Annotated in this window: 20 protein-coding genes and 1 riboswitch; of the genes, 7 read left to right on the top strand and 13 right to left on the bottom strand. The window is 70.1% G+C overall.

Annotation, left to right across the window (positions count from 1 at the left end):
- Positions 1–28 precede the first annotated feature (28 nt).
- The 6 genes from ACIPWY_RS24095 (at position 29) to ACIPWY_RS24070 (ending at position 5,711) form a co-directional block, all read left to right on the top strand.
- Positions 29–526, top strand: coding sequence for an Lrp/AsnC family transcriptional regulator (locus ACIPWY_RS24095; RefSeq protein ID WP_362908698.1), 498 nt, complete (start codon positions 29–31; stop codon positions 524–526).
- On the top strand, positions 511–1,890 hold the full coding sequence (locus ACIPWY_RS24090) for an aspartate aminotransferase family protein (protein WP_362908699.1): 1,380 nt from the start codon (positions 511–513) through the stop codon (positions 1,888–1,890). The genes ACIPWY_RS24095 and ACIPWY_RS24090 overlap by 16 nt, the downstream gene beginning before the upstream one ends.
- Before the next feature lie 194 nt (positions 1,891–2,084).
- On the top strand, positions 2,085–2,831 hold the full coding sequence (locus ACIPWY_RS24085) for an ATP-binding cassette domain-containing protein (RefSeq protein WP_362908701.1): 747 nt from the start codon (positions 2,085–2,087) through the stop codon (positions 2,829–2,831).
- Positions 2,813–3,979: a hypothetical protein gene (locus tag ACIPWY_RS24080; protein ID WP_362908702.1), complete on the top strand. Its 1,167-nt coding sequence runs from the start codon at positions 2,813–2,815 to the stop codon at positions 3,977–3,979. Before ACIPWY_RS24085 ends, ACIPWY_RS24080 begins: the two co-directional genes overlap by 19 nt.
- Positions 3,980–4,131: 152 nt before the next feature.
- Positions 4,132–4,539 (top strand): VOC family protein, encoded by a 408-nt coding sequence (locus tag ACIPWY_RS24075; RefSeq protein ID WP_362908703.1) that lies wholly within the window; start codon positions 4,132–4,134, stop codon positions 4,537–4,539.
- Between the two features lie 32 nt (positions 4,540–4,571).
- Entirely contained in the window at positions 4,572–5,711 is a 1,140-nt protein-coding gene (locus tag ACIPWY_RS24070; RefSeq protein WP_362908704.1) for a Rossmann fold nucleotide-binding protein, read from the top strand.
- Positions 5,712–5,836: 125 nt separating this feature from the next.
- Here ACIPWY_RS24070 and ACIPWY_RS24065 read toward each other — a convergent pair whose 3' ends face one another.
- The 11 genes from ACIPWY_RS24065 to rpsB all read right to left on the bottom strand — a co-directional run bounded on the left by ACIPWY_RS24065 (position 5,837) and on the right by rpsB (position 18,041).
- Entirely contained in the window at positions 5,837–6,649 is an 813-nt protein-coding gene (locus ACIPWY_RS24065) for a maleylpyruvate isomerase family mycothiol-dependent enzyme (protein ID WP_362908705.1), read from the bottom strand.
- Positions 6,650–6,659: 10 nt separating this feature from the next.
- Complete coding sequence (locus ACIPWY_RS24060) at positions 6,660–7,715, bottom strand: ABC transporter ATP-binding protein (protein ID WP_401534876.1); 1,056 nt, start codon at positions 7,713–7,715, stop codon at positions 6,660–6,662.
- Positions 7,715–9,334 carry an iron ABC transporter permease gene (locus tag ACIPWY_RS24055; RefSeq protein WP_362908707.1) on the bottom strand — a complete coding sequence of 540 codons (1,620 nt, stop codon included), beginning with the start codon at positions 9,332–9,334 and terminating at the stop codon, positions 7,715–7,717. The genes ACIPWY_RS24060 and ACIPWY_RS24055 overlap by 1 nt, the downstream gene beginning before the upstream one ends.
- A 71-nt stretch (positions 9,335–9,405) precedes the next feature.
- A complete protein-coding gene (locus ACIPWY_RS24050; protein WP_401534873.1) occupies positions 9,406–10,491 on the bottom strand; it encodes a thiamine ABC transporter substrate binding subunit in 1,086 nt (361 codons plus the stop codon).
- Positions 10,492–10,570: 79 nt separating this feature from the next.
- Positions 10,571–10,676: riboswitch (TPP riboswitch) on the bottom strand.
- A 24-nt stretch (positions 10,677–10,700) separates the two neighbouring features.
- Positions 10,701–11,807 (bottom strand): 23S rRNA (adenine(2503)-C(2))-methyltransferase RlmN, encoded by a 1,107-nt coding sequence (rlmN, locus tag ACIPWY_RS24045; protein ID WP_326773897.1) that lies wholly within the window; start codon positions 11,805–11,807, stop codon positions 10,701–10,703.
- A 131-nt stretch (positions 11,808–11,938) separates the two neighbouring features.
- Positions 11,939–13,054 (bottom strand): PP2C family protein-serine/threonine phosphatase, encoded by a 1,116-nt coding sequence (locus ACIPWY_RS24040; RefSeq protein ID WP_362904875.1) that lies wholly within the window; start codon positions 13,052–13,054, stop codon positions 11,939–11,941.
- Positions 13,055–13,253: 199 nt separating this feature from the next.
- On the bottom strand, positions 13,254–14,525 hold the full coding sequence (locus ACIPWY_RS24035) for a phosphatidate cytidylyltransferase (protein ID WP_362904873.1): 1,272 nt from the start codon (positions 14,523–14,525) through the stop codon (positions 13,254–13,256).
- 7 nt (positions 14,526–14,532) lie between these two features.
- Positions 14,533–15,090, bottom strand: a complete 558-nt coding sequence (frr, locus tag ACIPWY_RS24030) for a ribosome recycling factor (RefSeq protein WP_093780078.1) — start codon at positions 15,088–15,090, stop codon at positions 14,533–14,535.
- Between the two features lie 125 nt (positions 15,091–15,215).
- Entirely contained in the window at positions 15,216–15,986 is a 771-nt protein-coding gene (pyrH, locus tag ACIPWY_RS24025) for a UMP kinase (protein ID WP_362904871.1), read from the bottom strand.
- 210 nt (positions 15,987–16,196) lie between these two features.
- Positions 16,197–17,033, bottom strand: a complete 837-nt coding sequence (gene tsf, locus ACIPWY_RS24020) for a translation elongation factor Ts (RefSeq protein WP_362904869.1) — start codon at positions 17,031–17,033, stop codon at positions 16,197–16,199.
- A gap of 93 nt (positions 17,034–17,126) precedes the next feature.
- Entirely contained in the window at positions 17,127–18,041 is a 915-nt protein-coding gene (gene rpsB / locus ACIPWY_RS24015; RefSeq protein WP_383882589.1) for a 30S ribosomal protein S2, read from the bottom strand.
- 284 nt (positions 18,042–18,325) lie between these two features.
- Between rpsB and ACIPWY_RS24010 the strand changes: the two genes are divergently transcribed.
- A complete protein-coding gene (locus ACIPWY_RS24010; protein ID WP_393705121.1) occupies positions 18,326–18,928 on the top strand; it encodes a M23 family metallopeptidase in 603 nt (200 codons plus the stop codon).
- Here the strand turns inward: ACIPWY_RS24010 and ACIPWY_RS24005 are convergent.
- Both ACIPWY_RS24005 and whiG read right to left on the bottom strand, forming a co-directional pair.
- Positions 18,908–19,465 (bottom strand): helix-turn-helix domain-containing protein, encoded by a 558-nt coding sequence (locus tag ACIPWY_RS24005; protein WP_362904920.1) that lies wholly within the window; start codon positions 19,463–19,465, stop codon positions 18,908–18,910. The two genes, ACIPWY_RS24010 and ACIPWY_RS24005, sit on opposite strands and share 21 nt — an antisense overlap.
- A gap of 104 nt (positions 19,466–19,569) precedes the next feature.
- On the bottom strand, positions 19,570–20,406 hold the full coding sequence (gene whiG, locus ACIPWY_RS24000) for an RNA polymerase sigma factor WhiG (RefSeq protein ID WP_362904865.1): 837 nt from the start codon (positions 20,404–20,406) through the stop codon (positions 19,570–19,572).
- Between the last annotated feature and the right edge of the window lie 150 nt (positions 20,407–20,556).

Below are 20,556 nucleotides of genomic sequence, written 5' to 3'. Positions count from 1 at the left end.
TGTCGACTCCTCGTGCATGGTGGGGGGCGTGGCCAGTCGTAGCGCAGACCCAAAGGGATTGAGGAACGGCAGCGGCACCCCGCCGCTGGACGCCGTTTCCCTCGCCATCATCGAACAGCTCCAGGAAGACGGCCGTAGGCCGTACGCCGCCATCGGCAAGGCCGTCGGCCTCTCCGAAGCGGCCGTGCGACAGCGCGTCCAGAAGCTGCTCGACCAGGGCGTGATGCAGATCGTCGCCGTCACGGACCCGCTCACCGTGGGATTCCGCAGGCAGGCGATGGTCGGCATCAACGCGGAGGGCGACCTCGATCCCGTCGCCGAAGCGCTGACTGCCATGCCGGAAGTCGAGTACGTGGTGATGACCGCGGGCTCGTTCGACCTCCTCGCGGAGGTCGTGTGTGAAGACGACGACCAACTCCTGGACGTCATCAACAAACGCATCCGGGCTCTTCCCGGCGTGCGCTCCACCGAGAGCTTCGTCTACCTCAAGCTCAAGAAGCAGACCTATATGTGGGGAACCCGATAGCCGTGAGCAAGGACCTCAGCCGAACCGCGTACGACCACCTGTGGATGCACTTCACCCGCATGTCGTCGTACGAGAACGCGCCCGTTCCCACCATCGTGCGTGGCGAGGGCACCTACATCTACGACGACAAGGGCAAGAAGTACCTCGACGGGCTCTCGGGCCTGTTCGTCGTGCAGGCCGGCCACGGACGCAGGGAGCTCGCCGAGGTCGCCGCCAAGCAGGCGACCGAGCTGGCCTTCTTCCCCGTGTGGTCGTACGCCCACCCGAAGGCTGTGGAGCTGGCCGAGCGCCTCGCCCACTACGCCCCGGGTGACCTCAACAAGGTCTTCTTCTCCACCGGTGGTGGCGAGGCCGTCGAGACCGCCTGGAAGCTTGCGAAGCAGTACCACAAGCTGAACGGCAACCACACCAAGTACAAGGTGATCTCCCGCGCGGTGGCCTACCACGGCACCCCGCAGGGCGCGCTGTCCATCACCGGCCTGCCGGGCCTGAAGGCCCCGTTCGAGCCGCTGGTGCCGGGCGCGCACAAGGTCCCGAACACCAACATCTACCGCGCCCCGATCCACGGCGACGACCCCGAGGCCTTCGGCCGCTGGGCCGCCGACCAGATCGAGCAGGAGATCCTCTTCGAGGGCCCCGAGACCGTCGCCGCGGTCTTCCTCGAGCCCGTGCAGAACGCCGGTGGCTGCTTCCCGCCGCCGCCCGGCTACTTCCAGCGCGTGCGCGAGATCTGCGACAAGTACGACGTGCTGCTCGTCTCGGACGAGGTCATCTGCGCCTTCGGCCGCCTCGGCACGATGTTCGCGTGTGACAAGTTCGGCTACATCCCGGACATCATCACCTGCGCCAAGGGCATGACCTCGGGCTACTCCCCGATCGGTGCGACCATCGTCTCCGACCGGATCGCCGCGCCGTTCTACAAGGGTGACAACACCTTCCTGCACGGCTACACCTTCGGTGGCCACCCGGTCTCCTCGGCCGTGGCGCTCGCCAACCTCGACCTGTTCGAGCGCGAGGGTCTCAACCAGCACGTGCTCGACAACGAGGCCAGCTTCCTCAAGACGCTGCAGAAGCTGCACGACCTGCCGATCGTCGGCGACGTCCGCGGCAACGGCTTCTTCTACGGCATCGAGCTCGTCAAGGACAAGGACACCAAGGAGTCCTTCACGGACGAGGAGTCGGAGCGCGTGCTCTACGGCTTCGTGTCCAAGAAGCTCTACGAGTACGGCCTGTACTGCCGCGCCGACGACCGTGGTGACCCGGTCATCCAGCTGTCGCCGCCGCTGATCTCGGACCAGTCCACCTTCGACGAGATCGAGGGCATCATCCGCCAGGTCCTCACGGAGGCCTGGAGCAAGATCTGAGCCTGACGGCTCCCGCGGCCCGGCTGCGCCCATCCGAGTGAGATGGGGGCGGCCGGGCCGCGTCATTTCCCGACGCGCGTCGGCGAATACCTAGCGTGCCCAGTGACCGATCGGCCCTGCCTTCGTTCCCCCGTAAGGGGGACGGCTCGTCTTACGGCATTTCTGATCTGAAGTCTCTGAACGAGGTGTTCGCCATGGTGGCCCCGCCGGACAACGACGTGCTCTGGGCACGCGCCCTGCACTTCTCCCACAACGGCTCGCCCGCGCTCACCGGCGTCTCGCTCGGTGTCCGCGAGAGCGAGATCCTCGCCGTCACAGGACCGCGCGGCAGCGGCAAGACGACGCTCCTGCAGTGCCTCTCCGGCCAGCTCCTGCCCCAGCAGGGCGAGGTCTGGTTCAACAGCACCCCCGTGCACACCATGAGCCCGCTCGTCAGGGAACGGCTGCGCCGCGACCGCTTCGCCTGGATCGACCCCGAGCCGCACCTCGTGCCCGAGCTGAACGCCTGGGAGAACACGGCGCTCGCCCTGATGATGCGCGGCGGCAGCCGCCGCGCCGCCAAGGCCTCCGCCCTGGAATGGCTGGAGCGCCTCGACATCGGCATGTGCGCCCGCAAGCGTCCGCACGCCCTGCTCCAGTCGGAGCGCCAGCGCGTCGCCATCGCCCGCGCCCTGGTCACCGCGCCGTCGGTGCTCTTCGCCGACGAGCCCACCGCGCCCCTGCACCGCGCGGACCGCGCCCACGTCCTGCGCACCCTGATGGCCGCGGCCCGCTCGCACGGCATCACCGTCGTCCTCGCCACGCACGACACCGAGGTCGCCGCCCTGGCCGACCGCACGATGTCGCTCCTCGACGGGCGCCGCGTGAACACGGTCCATCTGCCCGGCGTCCCCGGCGGCAGCGACACGGAAGGCCGGGCCGCGTGCTCGCTCTCCGTCTAGCCCGCGGCGGCCGGCCCCTCGTCCAGTTCCGCAGGCTCCTGGTCGCGGCCGCCTCGGCCGGCACCGGATTCCTCCTGCTGTGCACCCTCGGCTACGCGCTGGGCCACCCCGACGCCTCCACCGGATCCGTACTGCGCCTCGCCTGGTGCGTGGTGCCGCTCGCCGCGACCGTCCACCTCGCCGTCGCCGTCGCCCGCACCGACCCGGGCACCAGGCCGCGCCCCGGCCTGTCCGCGGTCGGCCTCGGCCCCGCGCGCCTCACGCTCATCTCGGCGATCTCCACCGCCGCCGCCTGCACGCTCGGCTCGATGCTGGCCCTGCTGTTCTTCCTCGTCCTGCGCGGCGACCTCTCCGGCCTGCCCTTCGACGGCGCGGCGCACGGCCTCCTCGCCGCCGACCGGCCTCTGCCCCTGCCCGCCACCCTGACCCTGCTCACCCTGGTCCCCCTCGCCGCGTCCGCCGCCTCCGCCATCGTGCTGCGTCCGCGCGCCCCCAAGGCCGGCGAGCCGCAGCCGGACCCGCGCGATCCCGCCGCCCCGGTGCCCGCGCCGACCGGCCTGCCCTGGGGCGTCGCGCTGCTGGCCGCGGGCCTCGCTGTGGAGACGTACGCGTCCCGCGCGCACGGCACCGCGGGGTTCCCCATGCCGGGCGGGCTCGGCGGCAGCCCGGCAGGCGTGCTGGCCGGCTGGACGCTGACGGCACTCGGCCTCGCGCTCGCCGGTCCCGGGCTCACGTACCAGTGCGGCCGGGCTCTGCAGTCGGTACGGCCCGGAGCGGCGCGGCTGCTGGCGGGCCGGGTGCTCCAGGAGGAGTCCCGCCGCATCGGCCGCCCCCTGGGCGTGGTCTGCGCCGTGGCCTCCGGCGCGTACGCGGGGCTCACCCTCTGGTCGGGGCGGCAACCCGACCTCGGCCCGCTGTCCACGCTCGGCGCCGTCCTCGTCATGGGCTGTACGGTCGCCACGCTCCTGGCGGCCGCGATCGAGGCCAAGCACGCCCGCTCCGACATGACGGCCGCCCTGCTCCGGCTCGGCGCACCCGCGGGGCTGCTGCGCGGCGCGGCCGGGCTGCGGGCGGCGGCACTGCTCGCCGTGTTCGTGCCGCTGACGTGGATCGTCGCGGAACTGGCGGCGCTCCCGCTCGCCGGCTGAGCGGGGCCCGCGCGCCCGCTTCGCGAGCCCCGAAAAAGAGATCGAAGCAAGTTCGCGGCGGGCGATGAGTTACGGGCTGGCCACACGTCTAACCCTGCGTACGGCACAGCGACGCCACACCGGCACCAGCGGATGAAAGAGACGGACCAGCCATGTACCAGCAGATGATCTTCACGAACCTCGCCGTGAACGACCTCGACGCGTCGAAGAAGTTCTTCACCGAGCTCGGATACGCGATCAACCCGCAGTTCTCCGACGAGACCGCCGCCTCCGTGGTGATCAGCGAGCACATCGTGGTCATGCTGCTCACCAAGGAGAAGTACGCCGCCTTCACGAAGAAGACGATCATCGACTCGACCAAGAACAGCGAGGTGCTGCTGTGTCTGAGCGCCGAGAGCCGCGAGAAGGTGGACGAGCTCGTCGACAGGGCGATCGCCGCGGGCGGCACCGAGACCGGCGAGACGCAGGACCACGGTTTCATGTACGGCCGCGCCTTCGACGACCCGGACGGCCACACCTGGGAGATCATGTGGATGGACCCGGCGGCCGTCCAGGGCTGATGGCCGGAGGTACCGCGGCCTAGCATGGGCGGGTGCAGACCCCTGAACCCGCCCCGCGCAGGCCCACGATCCCCCATACCGACCCCGGCCGTGAGATCGAGACGCTCGACGAGTTCGACGAGGTCGTGGCCGCGCACGGCTCGCTCGCCGGGCGCCGCGTACAGGCCGTCGACCTGACGGAGCGTACGGACGAGCTGCTCACCCTGGACGCCGAGGGCGCCGTCTTCCTCGGCTGTCCGATGGGCCCCGACGCCGCCGCCCGGATCCGGGCCACCGGCGCCCTGGTCTTCCCACCGGTCCCCGGCCTCCCCTTCGACCCGTACCGGGGCCATCTCTACTCCCCCGCCGAGCTGTTCGCGGGTCTCGCTCAGGGCGGATACGAGTCGACACCCGACGCCCGCGCGTACGACTGGTTCCAGCGGACCAAGGCCGATCACGACATCTTCGCGTCGATGCTGCGGGCCGTGCACGACGACTCGATCTCCGACGCCCTGGACGAACTCCTCGTGGGCACACGCGTGGTGGGGGTCATGGGCGGTCACGCGATGGAGCGCGGCACGGACGGGTACGCGGGCGCGGCGCGGCTCGGTCGGACACTGGCGCGGTCCGGGGTCACGGTCGCCACGGGCGGCGGTCCCGGCGCGATGGAGGCGGCGAACCTGGGCGCGTACGCGGCACGGTTCGACGACGGCATGCTGACCAAGGCTCTCCAACTCCTGGCCGCCGCCCCCTCGTTCGCCCCGTCTGTCACGGCGTGGGCCTCGGCCGCCTTCGAGGTGCGCTCGCGCTGGCCGGACGGCGGCGACTCGGTCGGCATCCCCACCTGGTTCTACGGCCATGAGCCGCCGAACGCCTTCGCCGGGCACATCGCGAAGTACTTCGCGAACGCCACCCGCGAGGACGGCCTGCTGGCCCGCTCGAACGCCGGCGTGGTCTTCCTGCCGGGCGCGGCCGGCACCGTCCAGGAGATATTCGACAACGCGACGCCGAACTACTACGAGTCCCGCGGCAGGCCCACCCCCATGGTCCTCGTCGGCCGCGCCCACTGGACGGAGCGCCTGCCGGCCTGGCCCCTGCTCACGGCCCTGGCCCGCGAACGCTCGATGGACGCGCGGATCGCGCTGGTGGACACGGTGGAGGAAGCGGCGGACGCGCTCGCGAAGCTGGGCTGAACGGGGCCGAGCTGAGCGGAACTGGGCTGAGCGGGGCCGGGCTGAACGGAACTGGGCTGAGCGGGGCCGGACCTGGGCCCGGATCGGCTTCTCGGCTCGGCTCGGCTCGGCTCGGCTCGGCTCGGCTACACGAACGTCGCGCGCTCCAGCCAGAAGTCGAGCAGCTCCCGCTCGCCCAGGACCTCCACGCCCGCGCCGTCGAGGGGTGCGCGCCGGTAGAAGGCGAGCAGCACGTCGGTCAGCGGCCCCCGCAGGGCCACGGTCGCCTTCTCGTGGCCGCGGCGCCATGTGAAGCCGTCCTCGCCCAGCTCGACGAGCCATTCCGCGTTCAGCTCGGGTCGCGCGTCGGTGGCGTGGAGGTGCAGGCTGCGTCCGGCACCGCGCAACTCGGCCGCACTGTCGGACGGGTCGGACCGCTGGGCGTGGGCGACGATCTGCAGCCACTCGTCGATCGCGTCGGCGGCGAGCTCGGGCGCCACCTCGTACGCGCTCTTCGCCGCGAGTGCCGCGTCCGCCCGGTGGATCACCGTCTCCTGCGTCATGCGGCGCGCCCAGAAACCGGTGGTGTGCTGCCAGGACCAGGACCATACGGGGGTGTCGGGGCCCGCGGCGCGCAGCGTCCGCGCGGTCAGCTCGGCGCCTTCCATGAGCCAGGCCGCGAGCGCGTCCGGGTCATCGCTGTCCGGGCCGCCGAAGCCCGGCACCTTCTCGTCCCGGACCGCCTCCGTGGCGCCGGTCCGTACGATCGTCCCGACCCAGCGGTGCACGCCGCCCAGGTGGACGACGAGGTCGCGCAGGGTCCAGTCGGGGCAGGTCGGCACGGTGGCCGTGAGGTCGGCCCCGGCGAGATGCCCGGCCAACAGGGCGCTCTGCGCCACGACTTCGTCGCAGTAGCGCTCATGGGTGAGCTGTCCGGGTGCCGCAGTGTCCGTCGTCATACGGCGGACCCTATGCGGCGGACAGCCCGTCCAGCACGACGATTTCGCCCGCGTCGAACGCCACCCCGACCTCGTCCCCCGGTTCCGGAGCGTCCCGCAGCGCGCAGGCCGCTTCGAGGCGGGGCACCTGGGTGGCCTGGAGGTGTACGGCGACATGCGTGCCGCGGAAGGTGCGCGCGGTGACGGTGCACGTCAGCTGGGCCTCGGCGGCGGGCACGAGGCGTACACCGGCGGGCCTGACCAGGATCCGGCGCGGGCCCTGCGGAGAGCCCGCGGGGACAGGGACCTTGCCCCACGGCGTGTCCGCGGCCTCACCGGCGACCGTGGCCTCGACCACGTTGTCGAAGCCGAGGAAGCGCGCCACGAACTCGTCGGCCGGGTGCTGCCACACCTCAAGTGGCGTACCGGACTGGGCGATCCGCCCGTCGCGCATCACCACGACACGGTCGGCGAGCGCGAAGGCCTCGCCCTGGTCGTGTGTCACGGCGAGCACGGTCGTGCCCAACTCGCCGAAGAGTTCCCGCAGTTCGACGACCAGGCGCTCCCGCAGCGAGCGGTCGAGCTGGCCGAGCGGCTCGTCGAGCATGAGCAGGCGGGGGCGCGGGGCGAGCGCCCTGGCGAGGGCGACGCGCTGCTGCTCGCCGCCGGACAGCGAGGCGACGGCGCGCCGTTCGGCCCCGGGCAGCCCGACGAGCTCCAGCAACTCCCGTACGCGGAGCTGCTGTTCGGAGCGGGAGGCGCCGTGCATCCGCAGCCCGAAGGCGACGTTTGCGCCCGCGTCGCGCTGCGGGAACAGCTGGTGGTCCTGGAACATGAGGCCGACGCCCCGCCGGTGCGCGGGCACGCCCGCCTGGTCGCGTCCGTCGAGGAACACCCGGCCCCCGTCGAGCCCCTGAAGTCCGGCCACGACCCGCAACAGCGTCGACTTGCCGCTGCCGCTGGGACCGAGCACACACACGATCTCGTGCTCGGCGACCTCCAGGCCGACGCGGTCGAGCGCCGCATGCGCAGACTTGGACGGGCCGCCGAACCGCACGGTCGCTTCGTCCAGGCTCAGCAGGGCCATCAGAACTCCCCCGTCGTACGGTCCGTGCGGATGCGTTCGAGCAGCAGCAGAGACACCGCGCACACCACCATGAGAATCGTCGAAAGGGCCATCGCCTGGCCGTAGTTGAGGTCACCGGCGCGGCCGAGGAGCCGCGCCACGGCGACCGGCAGAGTGGGGTGGTCGGGACGGGCGATGAACACGGTCGCCCCGAACTCGCCGAGCGACACGGCGAACGCGAACCCGGCCGCGATCAGCAGCGCCCTGCGCACCATCGGCAGATCCACCTCACGCCAGGCCCGCAGCGGCGAGGCGCCGAGGACGGCGGCGGCCTCGCGCAGCCGCCCGTCCACCGCGCGCAGGACCGGCAGCATGGTGCGGACGACGAAGGGCACCCCGACGAGGGCTTGGGCCAGCGGCACCAGGATCCAGCTGCCGCGCAGGTCGAGGGGCGGCTTGTCCAGGGTGATCAGGAATCCGAAGCCGACGGTGACGGCCGAGACGCCGAGCGGCAGCATGAGGAGCGCGTCGAAGCCCCGTACGAGACGGCCCGCCTTCCTCGTCAGGGCGGCGGCGGCCAGTCCACCGATCGCGACCGCGATGGCGGTCGCGGCCAGCGCGTACGTGAGCGAGTTCCCGATCGCCTCGATCGGCGGCACCAGGAACACGCCGCTGTCGGACGAGGTCAGCGCCTTGTAGTAGGCGAGTCCGAAGCCGTCGGGCCCGCCCGCGCCCCGGAAGGACCGCTGGATCAGCACGCCGAGCGGCAGCAGGATCAGCACCGCGACCGTGGCAACCACCCCGGCGAGCAGCGCCCACTGGCCCACGCCGCGCGGGCGCCGGGCGGTGTGCGCCGCGTCGACCAGGCGCAGCGCGCTCTCCCGCCGGCGCACGCTCCAGGCGTGCACGGCGAGGATGATCCCCACAGCGGCGAACTGCACGATCGTGAGGACGGCCGCCGTGGAGAGGTCGAAGATCTGCGCGGTCTGCCGGTAGATCTCCACTTCGAGGGTGGAGAAGGTCGGCCCGCCGAGGATCTGGACCACGCCGAACGAGGTGAACGTGAAGAGGAAGACCATCAGCGCGGCGGCCGCGACGGCGGGGCCGAGCGCGGGCAGCGTCACCTGCCGCCAGGCCGTCCAGCGGGAGGCGCCCAGCATCCGGGCGGCCTCCTCCTGCCGGGGGTCGAGCTGCGACCACAGTCCGCCGACCGTGCGGACGACGACGGCGTAGTTGAAGAAGACATGGGCGAGCAGGATGGCCCACACCGTGGTGTCGAGGCGTACGCCCCACAGGCTGTCGAGCAGCCCGCCGCGGCCGACCAGTGCCAGGAACGCCGTGCCGACGACGACGGTCGGCAGCACGAACGGCACGGTGACGGCGGCCCTCAGGACCTGCTTGCCCCGGAACTCGAAGCGCGCGAAGACGTACGCGCCGGGGAGCGCGATCAGCAGCGTGAGCACCGTCGACGCGAGCGCCTGCCAGGTCGTGAACCACAGGACGTGCCGGATGTCGGACTGCCCCAGCACGTCGGCGATCCGCCCGAACTGCCAGTGCCCGCCCGCCTTCAGGCCGCGGGAGACGATGGCCGCGACCGGATAGGCGAAGAAGATCGCGAAGAACGCGACGGGCACGGCCATCAGGCCGAGCCGCGCCGCGCTCCCGCTGCCCCGGGAACCCCGGGAGCCTCGGGAGGACCGCTTCCGAGGCTCTACTTCAGTACGAGTGAGGTCCACGACTTGACCCAGGCGTCACGGTTGTCGGCGATCTTCTTCGGGGCCATGGTCTTCGGGTGGTCGACCACGACGTCGTACTTCGCGTAGTCGGCCGGCAGGGCCGCGTCCTTCGTCACCGGGTCCACGAACATGTTCAGCGGCATGTCCTGCTGGAACTCCTTCGCGATCAGGAAGTCGAGCAGCGCCTTGCCGCCCTTCTCGTTCTTCGCGTGGCTCAGCAGGCCGGCGAACTCGGTCTGGCGGAAGCAGGTGCCGGCCGCGACCCCGGTCGGGGCCGTCTTCGGCTGCGGGTCCGAGTAGATCGCCTCGGCCGGCGGCGACGACGCGTACGACACGACGAGCGGCCGGTCGCCGCCCGCCTTCCTGCCACCGGCGGAGCCCGAGAACTCCTCGTTGTAGGCCTGCTCCCAGCTGTCGACGACCTTCACGCCGTTGGCCTTGAGCTTCTTCCAGTAGCCCTGCCAGCCTCCGTCGCCGTACTGCGCGGCACTGCCGAGCAGGAAGCCGAGACCGGGCGACGACGTCGACACGTTCTCCGTGACCAGGAGGTTCTTGTACGCGGGCTCGGCCAGGTCGTCGAACGAGGCGGGCGGCGTCAGCTTGTGGTCGGCGAAGTACTTCTTGTCGTAGTTGACGCAGATGTCGCCGGTGTCGATGGGAGTGACCCGGCGCTTGTCCTTGTCCAGCTGGTACTCGGGACGGACGCGGTCCAGGCCCTTGGCCTCGTACGGCTGGAAGAGTCCGTTGTCGAGGGCGCGCGACAGGAGCGTGTTGTCGACGCCGAAGAGGACGTCGCCCTGCGGGTTGTCCTTGGACAGGACGGCCTTGTTGACGGCCTCTCCCGCGTCACCGTCCTTCAGGACCGTGACCTTGTAGCCGGATCGCTTCTCGAAGTCCTTGAGCACGCTCTTGGAGACGGCCCACGAGTCATGGCTGACGAGGGTGACCGTGTGGGAGTCCGCCGAGTCCTCGCCGGAGCCGGAGCCCCCGCACGCGGAGAGCGTGACGAGTCCGAGACCGGCCGCCACGGCGACGGCCGTGGCCTTGATGGTGGTGCTCACTTAAGTTCCCTCCTGGGTGACCAGGAAGAGACGCGGCCCCGCCCGGGATCGCGGACGATTCCCGGGCAGGGCGCAACAGCTTGAGTGGCGACCGAACTTCCTACCCAGAATGACCTGGGCAAGGTTCAGAGGGTCTGCGGCCGATGCCGCACTCTCAGCGCTGTGGCGCTCCCCTGTCGGAATATGAAGATGTACGTACGCCAGTCAGGTTACCGCTCGGTGGCGGCGAGCTGACCGCACGCCCCGTCGATCTCCTGGCCACGGGTGTCGCGGACGGTGACCGGGACGCCGTGGGCCGCGATGGCCTCGACGAAGGCCTTCTCGTCCTCGGGGCGCGAGGCCGTCCACTTCGAGCCCGGCGTCGGGTTCAGCGGGATCAGGTTGACGTGGACGCGCTTGCCCTTGAGCAGGCGGCCGAGCCGGTCACCACGCCACGCCTGGTCGTTGATGTCGCGGATGAGCGCGTACTCGATGGAGATGCGGCGGCCCGACTTCTCGGAGTACTCCCACGCCGCGTCGAGGACCTCACGGACCTTCCAGCGCGTGTTGACCGGGACGAGGGTGTCACGCAGCTCGTCGTCGGGGGCGTGCAGCGAGACGGCGAGGCGGCACTTGAGGCCCTCGTCGGCGAGCCGGTGCATGGCGGGGACCAGACCGACGGTCGAGACGGTGATACCGCGCTGCGAGAGGCCGACGCCGTCCGGCTCGGGGTCGGTGAGCGCGCGGATGGCGCCGACGACCCGCTTGTAGTTGGCCAGGGGCTCGCCCATGCCCATGAAGACGATGTTGCTCAGACGGGCCGGGCCGCCCGGGATCTCGCCGTCGCGCAGCGCGCGCATGCCGTCGACGATCTGGTGCACGATCTCGCCCGTCGACAGGTTCCGGTCGAGGCCGGCCTGTCCTGTGGCGCAGAACGGGCAGTTCATTCCGCAGCCCGCCTGCGAGCTGATGCACATGGTGACCCGGTCCGGGTAGCGCATCAGGACGGACTCGACGAGCGTGCCGTCGAAGAGCCGCCACAGGGTCTTACGGGTGGTGTCCTGGTCGGTCGACAGATGCCGGACGACCGTCATCAGCTCCGGAAGCAGCGCCTCCTGCAGCTTGCCGCGCGAGCCGGCGGGGATGTCGGTCCACTCCGCGGGGTCGTGCGCGAACCGCGAGAAGTAGTGCTGCGACAGCTGCTTGGCGCGGAACGGCTTCTCACCGATCGCGGCAACGGCCTCCTTCCGCTCGGCGGGCGAGAGGTCGGCGAGGTGCCGCGGCGGCTTCTTGGCTCCGCGCGGGGCGACGAAAGTGAGTTCTCCGGGCTTAGGCATAACCCTTCCAGTGTCGCAGATCGAATCATGTGACCTGGAACTCAGGAGAGGGAGGGTTCGTCATGGTCATCAACGGTCGTCATCGTGTGCGTGCCACCGCAGTTTGCGGGGTGCGAGAGGTTGCCGGGTGATCAGGCACGGGGCGTGACGGTGCGCCCTATGGCGATCATGGCCGCGTCGTCGTTCAGGTGTCCGCCGACGTGGTGCAGCAGGTCGCGCCGGAAGCGGCCGAGGAAGGCGTCGGGGTCGTTCTCGGTCCAGCCTGTGATGCGCTCGGCGAGCGGGTAGAACGTGCCGGTGGCGTCGCGGGCCTCGGTGACGCCGTCGGTGTACAGCAGCAGCAGGTCTCCCGCCTCGAACGGGAAGCTGTCGACGTGGTAGCGCGGATGCGCCAGTTCACCCAGGCCCAGCGGAGGTGCGGGATAAAGGGCGTCGATCGTCGTCGGTCGGCCGTTGCACAGGACGACCGGTGGCGGGTGCCCGCAGGCGATCATCTGGACCCGGCCGTCCCCGTCGGGGATGTCCAGGATGTTGGCGGTGATGAACGTTTCGCCGAAACAGCTCGCCTCGCCCGGCTCCATCAGGTCCCAGCACACGCTGCGGTCGAGGTAGGCCACCAGCTCGCCCAGGCTCGCCTGGCGGTGGGCGGCGACGCGGAACGCTCCGAGCAGCAAGGCGGCGTCGTTGACCGCGGTCATCCCCTTGCCCCGCACGTCACCGACGATCAGCCGGGTGCCGGAGGTCGTGCGCGCCGCCGCGTACAGATCCCCACCGATCTGGGCCTCGGCCTCTGCTGCGAGGTAGAGGGAAGCCACGCGCAGCGACCCGATCTCCTTGGGCAGCGGCGGGAGGACCACACGCTGAGCGGCCTCGGACACGTACCGCACTTGCGCCAGCACCTTTGCGCGACGCTCCCGCAGTACACAGAAGATCACCAGACTCGTGCCGACCAGCAGCAGGGCGATGATCTGAGCCTGGTGGTTGGACGAGAGCAGCTCGTCAGGGTCGCGCGCCAATCCGATGATCGTCTGCGCGATCACCGCCAGCGCGGCGACCAGGCCCACCGTCCGGGGCCCGCCGAACAACGGCGTGATCGCCGGGGCCGCGACGAGCAGTGGACCCAGATGAATGTTGGGCGGAGCAAGAACGTCGATCACGGACACCGCGACAATCCACCCGATCGGGATGGCGAGCAACGACCGACCCGCTCGCACCGGCCGTCGAAGTCCTTCGCGGCGCTGCGGCATGACTCCTGTCTACACCGCCCCTGCCCGTCGCGCACCGGCGGAGCCGGGCCGTGGAACCGACCGCTCCGCCACGCGGACCGGCCCAGGCAGGCATAACCCGTCCATCCGAGGTCGCAGCCATACGACAACGGGCCCGCCGCCCTGTGGACAACGAGCCCGTCACCTGCATTCACACAGGTCAGCCGAGCGTGCGGACCGGTCAGCCGGCCCCGACGAAGATCACCAGAAGCAGCCAGACCACCGGCGCCGTAGGCAGCAGCGAGTCCAGGCGGTCCATGATCCCGCCGTGCCCGGGGAGGAGCGTGCCCATGTCCTTGATCCCCAGGTCGCGCTTGATCATCGACTCGCCGAGGTCGCCGAGCGTGGCGCTGGCCGCGACGGCGAGCCCGAGCAGCAGGCCCTGCCACCAGACCCCGTCCTCGATCAGGAACTGCATACACAGCGCGCCGGCGGCCATCGCGAACGTCACCGCGCCGACCAGGCCCTCCCGGGTCTTGCCGGGGCTGATGCGCGGGGCGAGCTTGTGCTTGCCGAAGCGCCAGCCGATCGCGTACGCGCCGGTGTCGCTGACGACCGTCAGCAGCAGGAACGTCAGGACGCGCTGCGGCCCGTCGTCCGCGGCGAGCATGAGTGCCACGAACGTCGCGAGGAACGGGACGTAGAACGCGGCGAAGACCCCGGCCGTGACATCCCTGAGGTAGCCCTCGGGGGGTTCCGTCATGCGCCAGACCAGGACCGCGAGCGCGGTGAGCGCCATCGCGACCCAGGCGCCCTCGGTGCCACGGACGTATCCGGCGACGACCATCGCCGCGCCGCCGACCGCGAGCGGGACGAGCGGCGCCTTGATGCCCTTGCGCTCTTCCAGCCGCGAGGTGAGTTCCCAGAGTCCGACGACGACGGCCACCGCTACCACGCCGATGAACACGGCCTTGACGATGAAGAGCGACGCGACGATCACCGCGCCGAGCCCCACCCCGACTCCTATGGCTGCCCCGAGGTCACGGCCCGCGCTCTTCTTCGGCGGTGCGGGGGCGGGCTGTGCGGCGCTTGGCATGGGCTCCTGCCGGCTCTCGTGCTGCGCCTCGTGCGGCGTCACATACGGCGTCTGGTGCTGCGTCTGACGGTGCGTCTGATGCTGGGTTTCGTGCTGGGTCCCGCGCGGCGGCTCGTGCTGAGTGCTCTCGCGCGGCTGCTCATCATGCGTCCCGCGAGAGGGCTCGTCCCGGCTCCCGCTCGGCGACTCGTCGCGGAACAGGGGACCGCTCGGCCGAGCAGCCCCCCGATCGTCGTCCTGGTCACGACCACCGGCGGGTACGTCGGGCATTTCGGGCACGATGGGCATGGGCCGAGTCTCCTCAACCGCATGCTGTTCGTACGCGGGACCCGCCGGGGAAGCCCCCTGGGAAGGCCCCTGGACGGGCGGCCCCCAGTACCCGGCTCCGGTCGGCGCTCCCCAGGAAGAGTCGTTCACGGATTCCTCAGACCTCGAGCAGCTCGGCTTCCTTGTGCTTGAGCAGCTCGTCCACCTGAGCGACGTACTTCGCGGTGGTGTCGTCGAGCTCCTTCTCGGCGCGGCGGCCCTCGTCCTCGCCGACCTCGCCGTCCTTCACGAGCTTGTCGATCGTCTCCTTGGCCTTGCGGCGGATGGAGCGGATCGAGATCTTGGAGTCCTCGGCCTTGGTCTTGGCGACCTTGATGTACTCCTTGCGGCGGTCCTGGGTCAGCTCCGGGAACGTCACACGGATGATGTTGCCGTCGTTGCTCGGGTTGACGCCGAGGTCGGAGTCGCGGATCGCCTGCTCGATGTTGCGCAGGGCGCTCTTGTCGAACGGGGTCACCACGGCCATCCGCGGCTCGGGCACCGAGAACGAGGCCAGCTGGTTGATCGGGGTCAGCGCGCCGTAGTAGTCCGCCACGATCTTGTTGAACATCGCCGGGTGCGCACGGCCGGTGCGGATCGCGGCGAAGTCCTCCTTGGCGACCACGACGGCCTTCTCCATCTTCTCCTCGGCCTCGAGGAGGGTCTCTTCGATCACCACTTGCTCCTGCGTGTCTTGAGTGAGGCCCGGCATGCGCCCAGGGCGGCCGGCTGCGTCGTGAGTCTTTCCTGCACGGTGTCCGACCGGCAGGACATTGTCCATCCCCTGGCGGGGGGGGCGTGTCAGGCCCGCGTTCCGTGGTCGCCCACGAGCGTGCCGATCTTCTCACCCTTGACCGCCCGCGCGATATTGCCCTCGGCGAGCAGTTCGAAGACGAGGATGGGCAGCTTGTTGTCGCGGCACAGCGTGATCGCGGTCATGTCGGCGACCTTGAGGTCGCGGGTGATGACCTCGCCGTAGCTGAGCGCGTCGAACTTCACGGCCTCGGGGTTGGTCTTCGGGTCGGAGTCGTAGACCCCGTCCACCCCGTTCTTGCCCATGAGCAGCGCCTCGGCGTCGATCTCCAGGGCACGCTGGGCGGCGGTCGTGTCGGTGGAGAAGTACGGCATGCCCATACCGGCGCCGAAGATGACGACGCGGCCCTTCTCCAGGTGGCGCACGGCGCGCAGCGGGATGTAGGGCTCGGCGACCTGCCCCATGGTGATGGCGGTCTGCACGCGGCTGTCGATGCCCTCCTTCTCCAGGAAGTCCTGGAGCGCGAGGCAGTTCATGACCGTGCCGAGCATGCCCATGTAGTCGGAGCGGGCCCGGTCCATGCCGCGCTGCTGGAGCTCGGCGCCACGGAAGAAGTTGCCGCCGCCGATGACGACGGCGACCTGCGCGCCGTCGCGCACGACGGCCGCGATCTCACGGGCGATCTTGTGCACCACGTCGGGGTCGACGCCCAGACCCCCGCCACCGGCGAACGCCTCGCCGGACAGCTTCAGCAAAAAGCGCCCCGCGCCTTTGCCGTCGTCGCTCTTGTCGCCTTTGTCGGCCTTGGTGGTGGTCATGGTGATCTCGCCTCTTTACTTGGCACACATACAAAGAAGGCCATTGCCGGTGGGGTGTTGTTCGCATCCCATACTCGGCAATGGCCTCCTCGTCACATCTGCGGTCGCCCGACGCGGACGCGCTCGTGGCGGCGTACGCGGGAGACTGCTGTCGACCCTACTGGGATCTCGTCGACCCTGGCGGTGTCTTCCGGCGGTCGCGGAACGGACTCAGATGCCGACCTTGATGCGCGAGAAGCGCTTCAGGGTGACACCGGCCTCGTCCAGGACCTTCTGCACGGACTTCTTGTTGTCCAGCGCGTACGGCTGGCCGAGGAGGGTGGCCTCCTTGAAGAAGCCGTTGACGCGACCCTCGACGATCTTCGGGAGCGCGGCCTCGGGCTTGCCCTCGGCGCGCGTGGTCTCCTCGGCGACGCGACGCTCGGACTCGACGACCTCGGCCGGGACGTCCTCACGGGAGAGGTACTTCGGCGCGAAGGCGGCGATGTGCTGCGCGATGCCCTTGGCGAGGTCGGCGTCGGCCTTGTCCAGCTCGACCAGAACACCGATCTGCGGGGGCAGGTCGGGCATGGTGCGGTGCATGTACGCGGTGACGTACGCGCCGGAGAACTGCGCGAAGCGGTCGAGGACGATCTTCTCGCCGAGGTTGGCGTTGGCCTCGTCGACGTACGCCTGGACGGTCTTGCCGGGCTCGATCTCGGACGCGAGGAGCGCCGCGATGTCGACCGGGTTCGTCTTGGCGGCGTGGGCGGCGAGGGAGTTCGCGACGGCCTGGAACTTCTCACCCTTGGCGACGAAGTCCGTCTCGCACTTCAGCTCGAGGATGACACCGGAGGTGTTGTCGTCGGCGATGAGGGAGACGACAGCGCCGTTCTCGGCGGAGCGGCCCTCGCGCTTGGCGACGCCCTTCTGGCCCTTGATGCGCAGGGCCTCGACGGCCTTGTCGACGCTGCCGTCGGCCTCGTCGAGCGCCTTCTTGCAGTCCATCATGCCGGCGCCCGTGAGCTCGCGGAGCTTCTTGACGTCAGCGGCGGTGTAGTTCGCCATGATCCTGAAATTCTCTCTCGAAGTCTGAAAGATCTACGGGTGAACGGCGGGGGCCGACTCGGCCCCCGCCGTCAACTACCGAACCGGTGAGGTTCAGGCCTGCTCGGCGTCCGCGGCCGGAGCCTCGGTGACAACCTCGGTGACGACCTCGGCCTCGGCGTCGGCGACCTTCTCCGTCTCGGCGGAGGTCTGGACCTCAGCCTCGTCGGCCGGCTTCTCGTCGGCCTTCTTCTCACCCTCGAGCAGGTCGCGCTCCCACTCGGCGAGCGGCTCGCCCGCGGCCTTCTCGCCCGGCTTCTGGTCGCCAGTGGCGGCACCGGAGCGGGCGATGAGGCCCTCGGCGACGGCGTCGGCGATCACGCGGGTGAGCAGGGTGACGGAGCGGATCGCGTCGTCGTTGCCCGGGATCTTGTAGTCGACCTCGTCGGGGTCGCAGTTGGTGTCGAGGATGGCGACGACCGGGATGTTGAGCTTCCGGGCCTCACCGACCGCGATGTGCTCCTTCTTGGTGTCCACGATCCAGACGGCGCTGGGCACCTTGGACATCTCGCGGATACCGCCGAGGGTCTTCTCCAGCTTGGCCTTCTCGCGGGAGAGGACGAGCAGCTCCTTCTTGGTGAGGCCGGACGCGGCCACATCCTCGAAGTCGATCTGCTCGAGCTCCTTGAGGCGCTGCAGACGCTTGTAGACGGTCGAGAAGTTGGTGAGCATGCCACCCAGCCAGCGCTGGTTGACGTAGGGCATGCCGACGCGGGTCGCCTGCTCGGCGATCGCCTCCTGCGCCTGCTTCTTCGTACCGACGAACATGACCGTGCCGCCGTGGGCGACGGTCTCCTTGACGAACTCGTAGGCGCGGTCGATGTACGACAGCGACTGGAGCAGGTCGATGATGTAGATGCCGTTGCGCTCGGTGAAGATGAAGCGCTTCATCTTCGGGTTCCAGCGACGGGTCTGGTGACCGAAGTGGACGCCGCTTTCCAGCAGCTCCCGCATCGTGACGACGGCCATGGCCGTACTCCTTGGGTTCTCGGTTGCCGCGACCGCAGGATTGCTGTCGCGCCTGACGCCCCGCGCGCTGTGCCACGAGGGACCGAGGAGCGCGGACACCGTCACGAATGACCTGGTGTTGGGGCGTGCGAAGTCGATCCGGTGACCCGGATCGCCATCAGAAGTGTACGGGACCCGCGACGTGCCGGGTGACGCCGCTGTCCACAACCGCTCGGCAGTCCACAGTTCCTGTTCATGATCCCCGCGGATCGCGTCGGGACGGGACCGTTCAAGTCATGCGACTGATGTTGATGCTGACGATGACCGCGGCGCTGGCGGGCCTTGTGCCGCCCCCGCCGGTACCCGCCGTGGGCGGCGCCTGGCCGGTGGGGACGAGGCCCCCGATCGTACGGGGCTGGGCTCCGCCGGCGACGGAGTACGGACCCGGCCACCGCGGTGTGGATCTGGCCGCCCCCGTCGGCGCGCCGGTCAGAGCGGCGGCGGGAGGCCGGGTGTCCTTCGCGGGCCGCGTGGCGGGCAGAGGGGTGGTGGCGGTGGAACTGTCAGGCACGGGCGATCCCCCTCTCCGGACCACATACGAACCGGTGACCCCATCGGTGAAGAAGGGCGACCGGGTCAGGCCTGGCGAGGTACTGGGCGCACTGGAGCCCCCGACAGCCCACTGCGGCCCGAGTCCCTGCCTGCACTGGGGCCTGCTACGGGGAGACACCTATCTCGACCCGCTGTCCCTACTGCCACCCCAACTGCTGCACCGCGGCCCGTCGCGCCTGCTGCCGGTACCGGGGACGGCTGGTTCGGGGGTGTCGATGGGCGGCCCACCATGGCTCTTCCCACCGTTGCCGGGCCCCGCCCTGGCTCGCCCCGGATCAGCCGCTGACGCCCCGTAGGGCCATGCTCACCGTCGCCTCGGTGATGGCCGAGGGGTCCTCCGCCGCGCCCAGTTCGATCCGTCGGACCGCCGCGTCCACGACCCCCTGAAGGAGCATCGCCGCGAGTCGCGGTTCCGCGTGGCCCATTTCGGCGAGTGCCTCGACGATCATCGCGACCAGCCCGCCGTGCGCGGCGCGGATCTTCTCCCGGGCTCCCGAGTCGAGTTCGCTCGCCGAGATGGCGACGACGGCGCGGTGCCGGCGGTCGCCCACCAGGGAGAGCTGCTCCCGCACATACGCCTCGACCTTGGCCTCGGGCGTACCGGCTCGCTCCATCGCCGTGGAGACCTCGGCCGCCCAGACAGGGAAGTCGACCTCACAGAGCTCCTCGACGACCGCGGCCCGCGACCGGAAGTACTCGTACACGGAGGACCGGGCGAGCCCGGTGCGCTCGGCGAGCGCGGGGAAGGTCAGCGCCTCCGTCCCGCCCTCGGACAGCAGGGAGCGCGCCGCGTCCAGAAGGGCGCCGCGCTGCATCGACCGGTGCTCGGCCACTGAGGCCGCTCGAATCCTTGGCACGTCACCACTTTACGGACGGGACGCGCGCCGCGGGAGTCGTCCCGCCCCGCACACGTCTCGGCAGGGACGATTCCGCAGGGTCAGCGCCGGAAGCTCGCCAGCTTCGCGCGGAGCTGGAGGACGGACTTCGTGTGGATCTGGCTGACGCGGCTCTCGGTCACCCCGAGGACGTTGCCGATCTCCGCGAGGGTGAGTCCCTCGTAGTAGTAGAGCGTCACCACAGTCTTCTCGCGCTCCGGCAGCGTGTTGATCGCGCGTGCCAGGTACCGCCGCAGTTCGCGGTCCTCGGCGACCTCGACGGGGTTGTCCGCAGCCTGGTCCTCAAGGGTGTCCATCAGGCTGAGCCGGTCGCCGCTCTCGCCGCCGACATGCAGCAGCTCCTCCAGAGCCACCACGTTCGCGAGGGACAACTGGCTGAAGACCGCGTGCAGTTCCTCGACCTTGATACCGAGCTCCGCGGCCACTTCCGCCTCGGACGGGGTGCGCCGCAATTGCGCCTCGAGTGTGGCGTACGCCCGCTCGACGTTGCGCGCCTTCTGTCGTACGGAGCGCGGAATCCAGTCGAGTGCCCGGAGTTCGTCGATCATGGCGCCCCGGATCCGGGTGATCGCGTACGTCTCGAACTTGATCTCGCGCTCGATGTCGAACTTCTCGATCGCGTCGATCAGCCCGAAGACCCCCGAGGACACGAAGTCGGCCTGTTCGACATTGGGCGGCAGCCCGACGCTGACGCGGCCCGCGACGTACTTGACCAGCGGCGAGTAGTGCAGGATGAGCTGCTCGCGCAATCGCCCGTCGCCCGTCGCCTTGTATGACCTCCACAGCTCCTCGAGCGACGAGGGAGCAGGAGGCCGCACGCTGCCACGGGCAGCGGGGGGAACCGCAGCCCGGTCAGACCCGGAGGTGTGCTGGGGCATTCGTCGCCTTGTGCCGTTCTGCCGTGAACTGGGGTTTTGTGCGCCTGGCGCCGGACTGATGGGGAAGGTCCCAAGTTATCTGTCTGATGCTCAGTTGCCGATCTGATCGTGGTTGCTCGTCATTGCCTGGCTGATTCCGGATTGAACCGA

Origin of the sequence: Streptomyces sp. NPDC090032, from assembly GCF_044748025.1 — a bacterium.
In the GTDB taxonomy this organism is placed as follows: Bacteria; Actinomycetota; Actinomycetes; order Streptomycetales; family Streptomycetaceae; genus Streptomyces.
This window is presented reverse-complemented; position numbering and strand designations above follow the sequence as displayed.

Excerpts from the sequence above, each read along its gene's own strand:
- ACIPWY_RS24085 (WP_362908701.1), top strand. The coding sequence starts at position 2,085 with ATGGTGGCCCCGCCGGACAACGACGTGCTCTGGGCACGCGCCCTGCAC.
- ACIPWY_RS24075 (WP_362908703.1), top strand. The coding sequence starts at position 4,132 with ATGTACCAGCAGATGATCTTCACGAACCTCGCCGTGAACGACCTCGAC.
- ACIPWY_RS24065 (WP_362908705.1), bottom strand. The coding sequence starts at position 6,649 with ATGACGACGGACACTGCGGCACCCGGACAGCTCACCCATGAGCGCTAC.
- ACIPWY_RS24060 (WP_401534876.1), bottom strand. The coding sequence starts at position 7,715 with ATGGCCCTGCTGAGCCTGGACGAAGCGACCGTGCGGTTCGGCGGCCCG.
- ACIPWY_RS24055 (WP_362908707.1), bottom strand. The coding sequence starts at position 9,334 with ATGGCCGTGCCCGTCGCGTTCTTCGCGATCTTCTTCGCCTATCCGGTC.
- rlmN (WP_326773897.1), bottom strand. The coding sequence starts at position 11,807 with ATGCCTAAGCCCGGAGAACTCACTTTCGTCGCCCCGCGCGGAGCCAAG.
- ACIPWY_RS24040 (WP_362904875.1), bottom strand. The coding sequence starts at position 13,054 with ATGCCGCAGCGCCGCGAAGGACTTCGACGGCCGGTGCGAGCGGGTCGG.
- pyrH (WP_362904871.1), bottom strand. The coding sequence starts at position 15,986 with ATGACCACCACCAAGGCCGACAAAGGCGACAAGAGCGACGACGGCAAA.
- tsf (WP_362904869.1), bottom strand. The coding sequence starts at position 17,033 with ATGGCGAACTACACCGCCGCTGACGTCAAGAAGCTCCGCGAGCTCACG.
- rpsB (WP_383882589.1), bottom strand. The coding sequence starts at position 18,041 with ATGGCCGTCGTCACGATGCGGGAGCTGCTGGAAAGCGGCGTCCACTTC.
- ACIPWY_RS24010 (WP_393705121.1), top strand. The coding sequence starts at position 18,326 with ATGTTGATGCTGACGATGACCGCGGCGCTGGCGGGCCTTGTGCCGCCC.
- whiG (WP_362904865.1), bottom strand. The coding sequence starts at position 20,406 with ATGCCCCAGCACACCTCCGGGTCTGACCGGGCTGCGGTTCCCCCCGCT.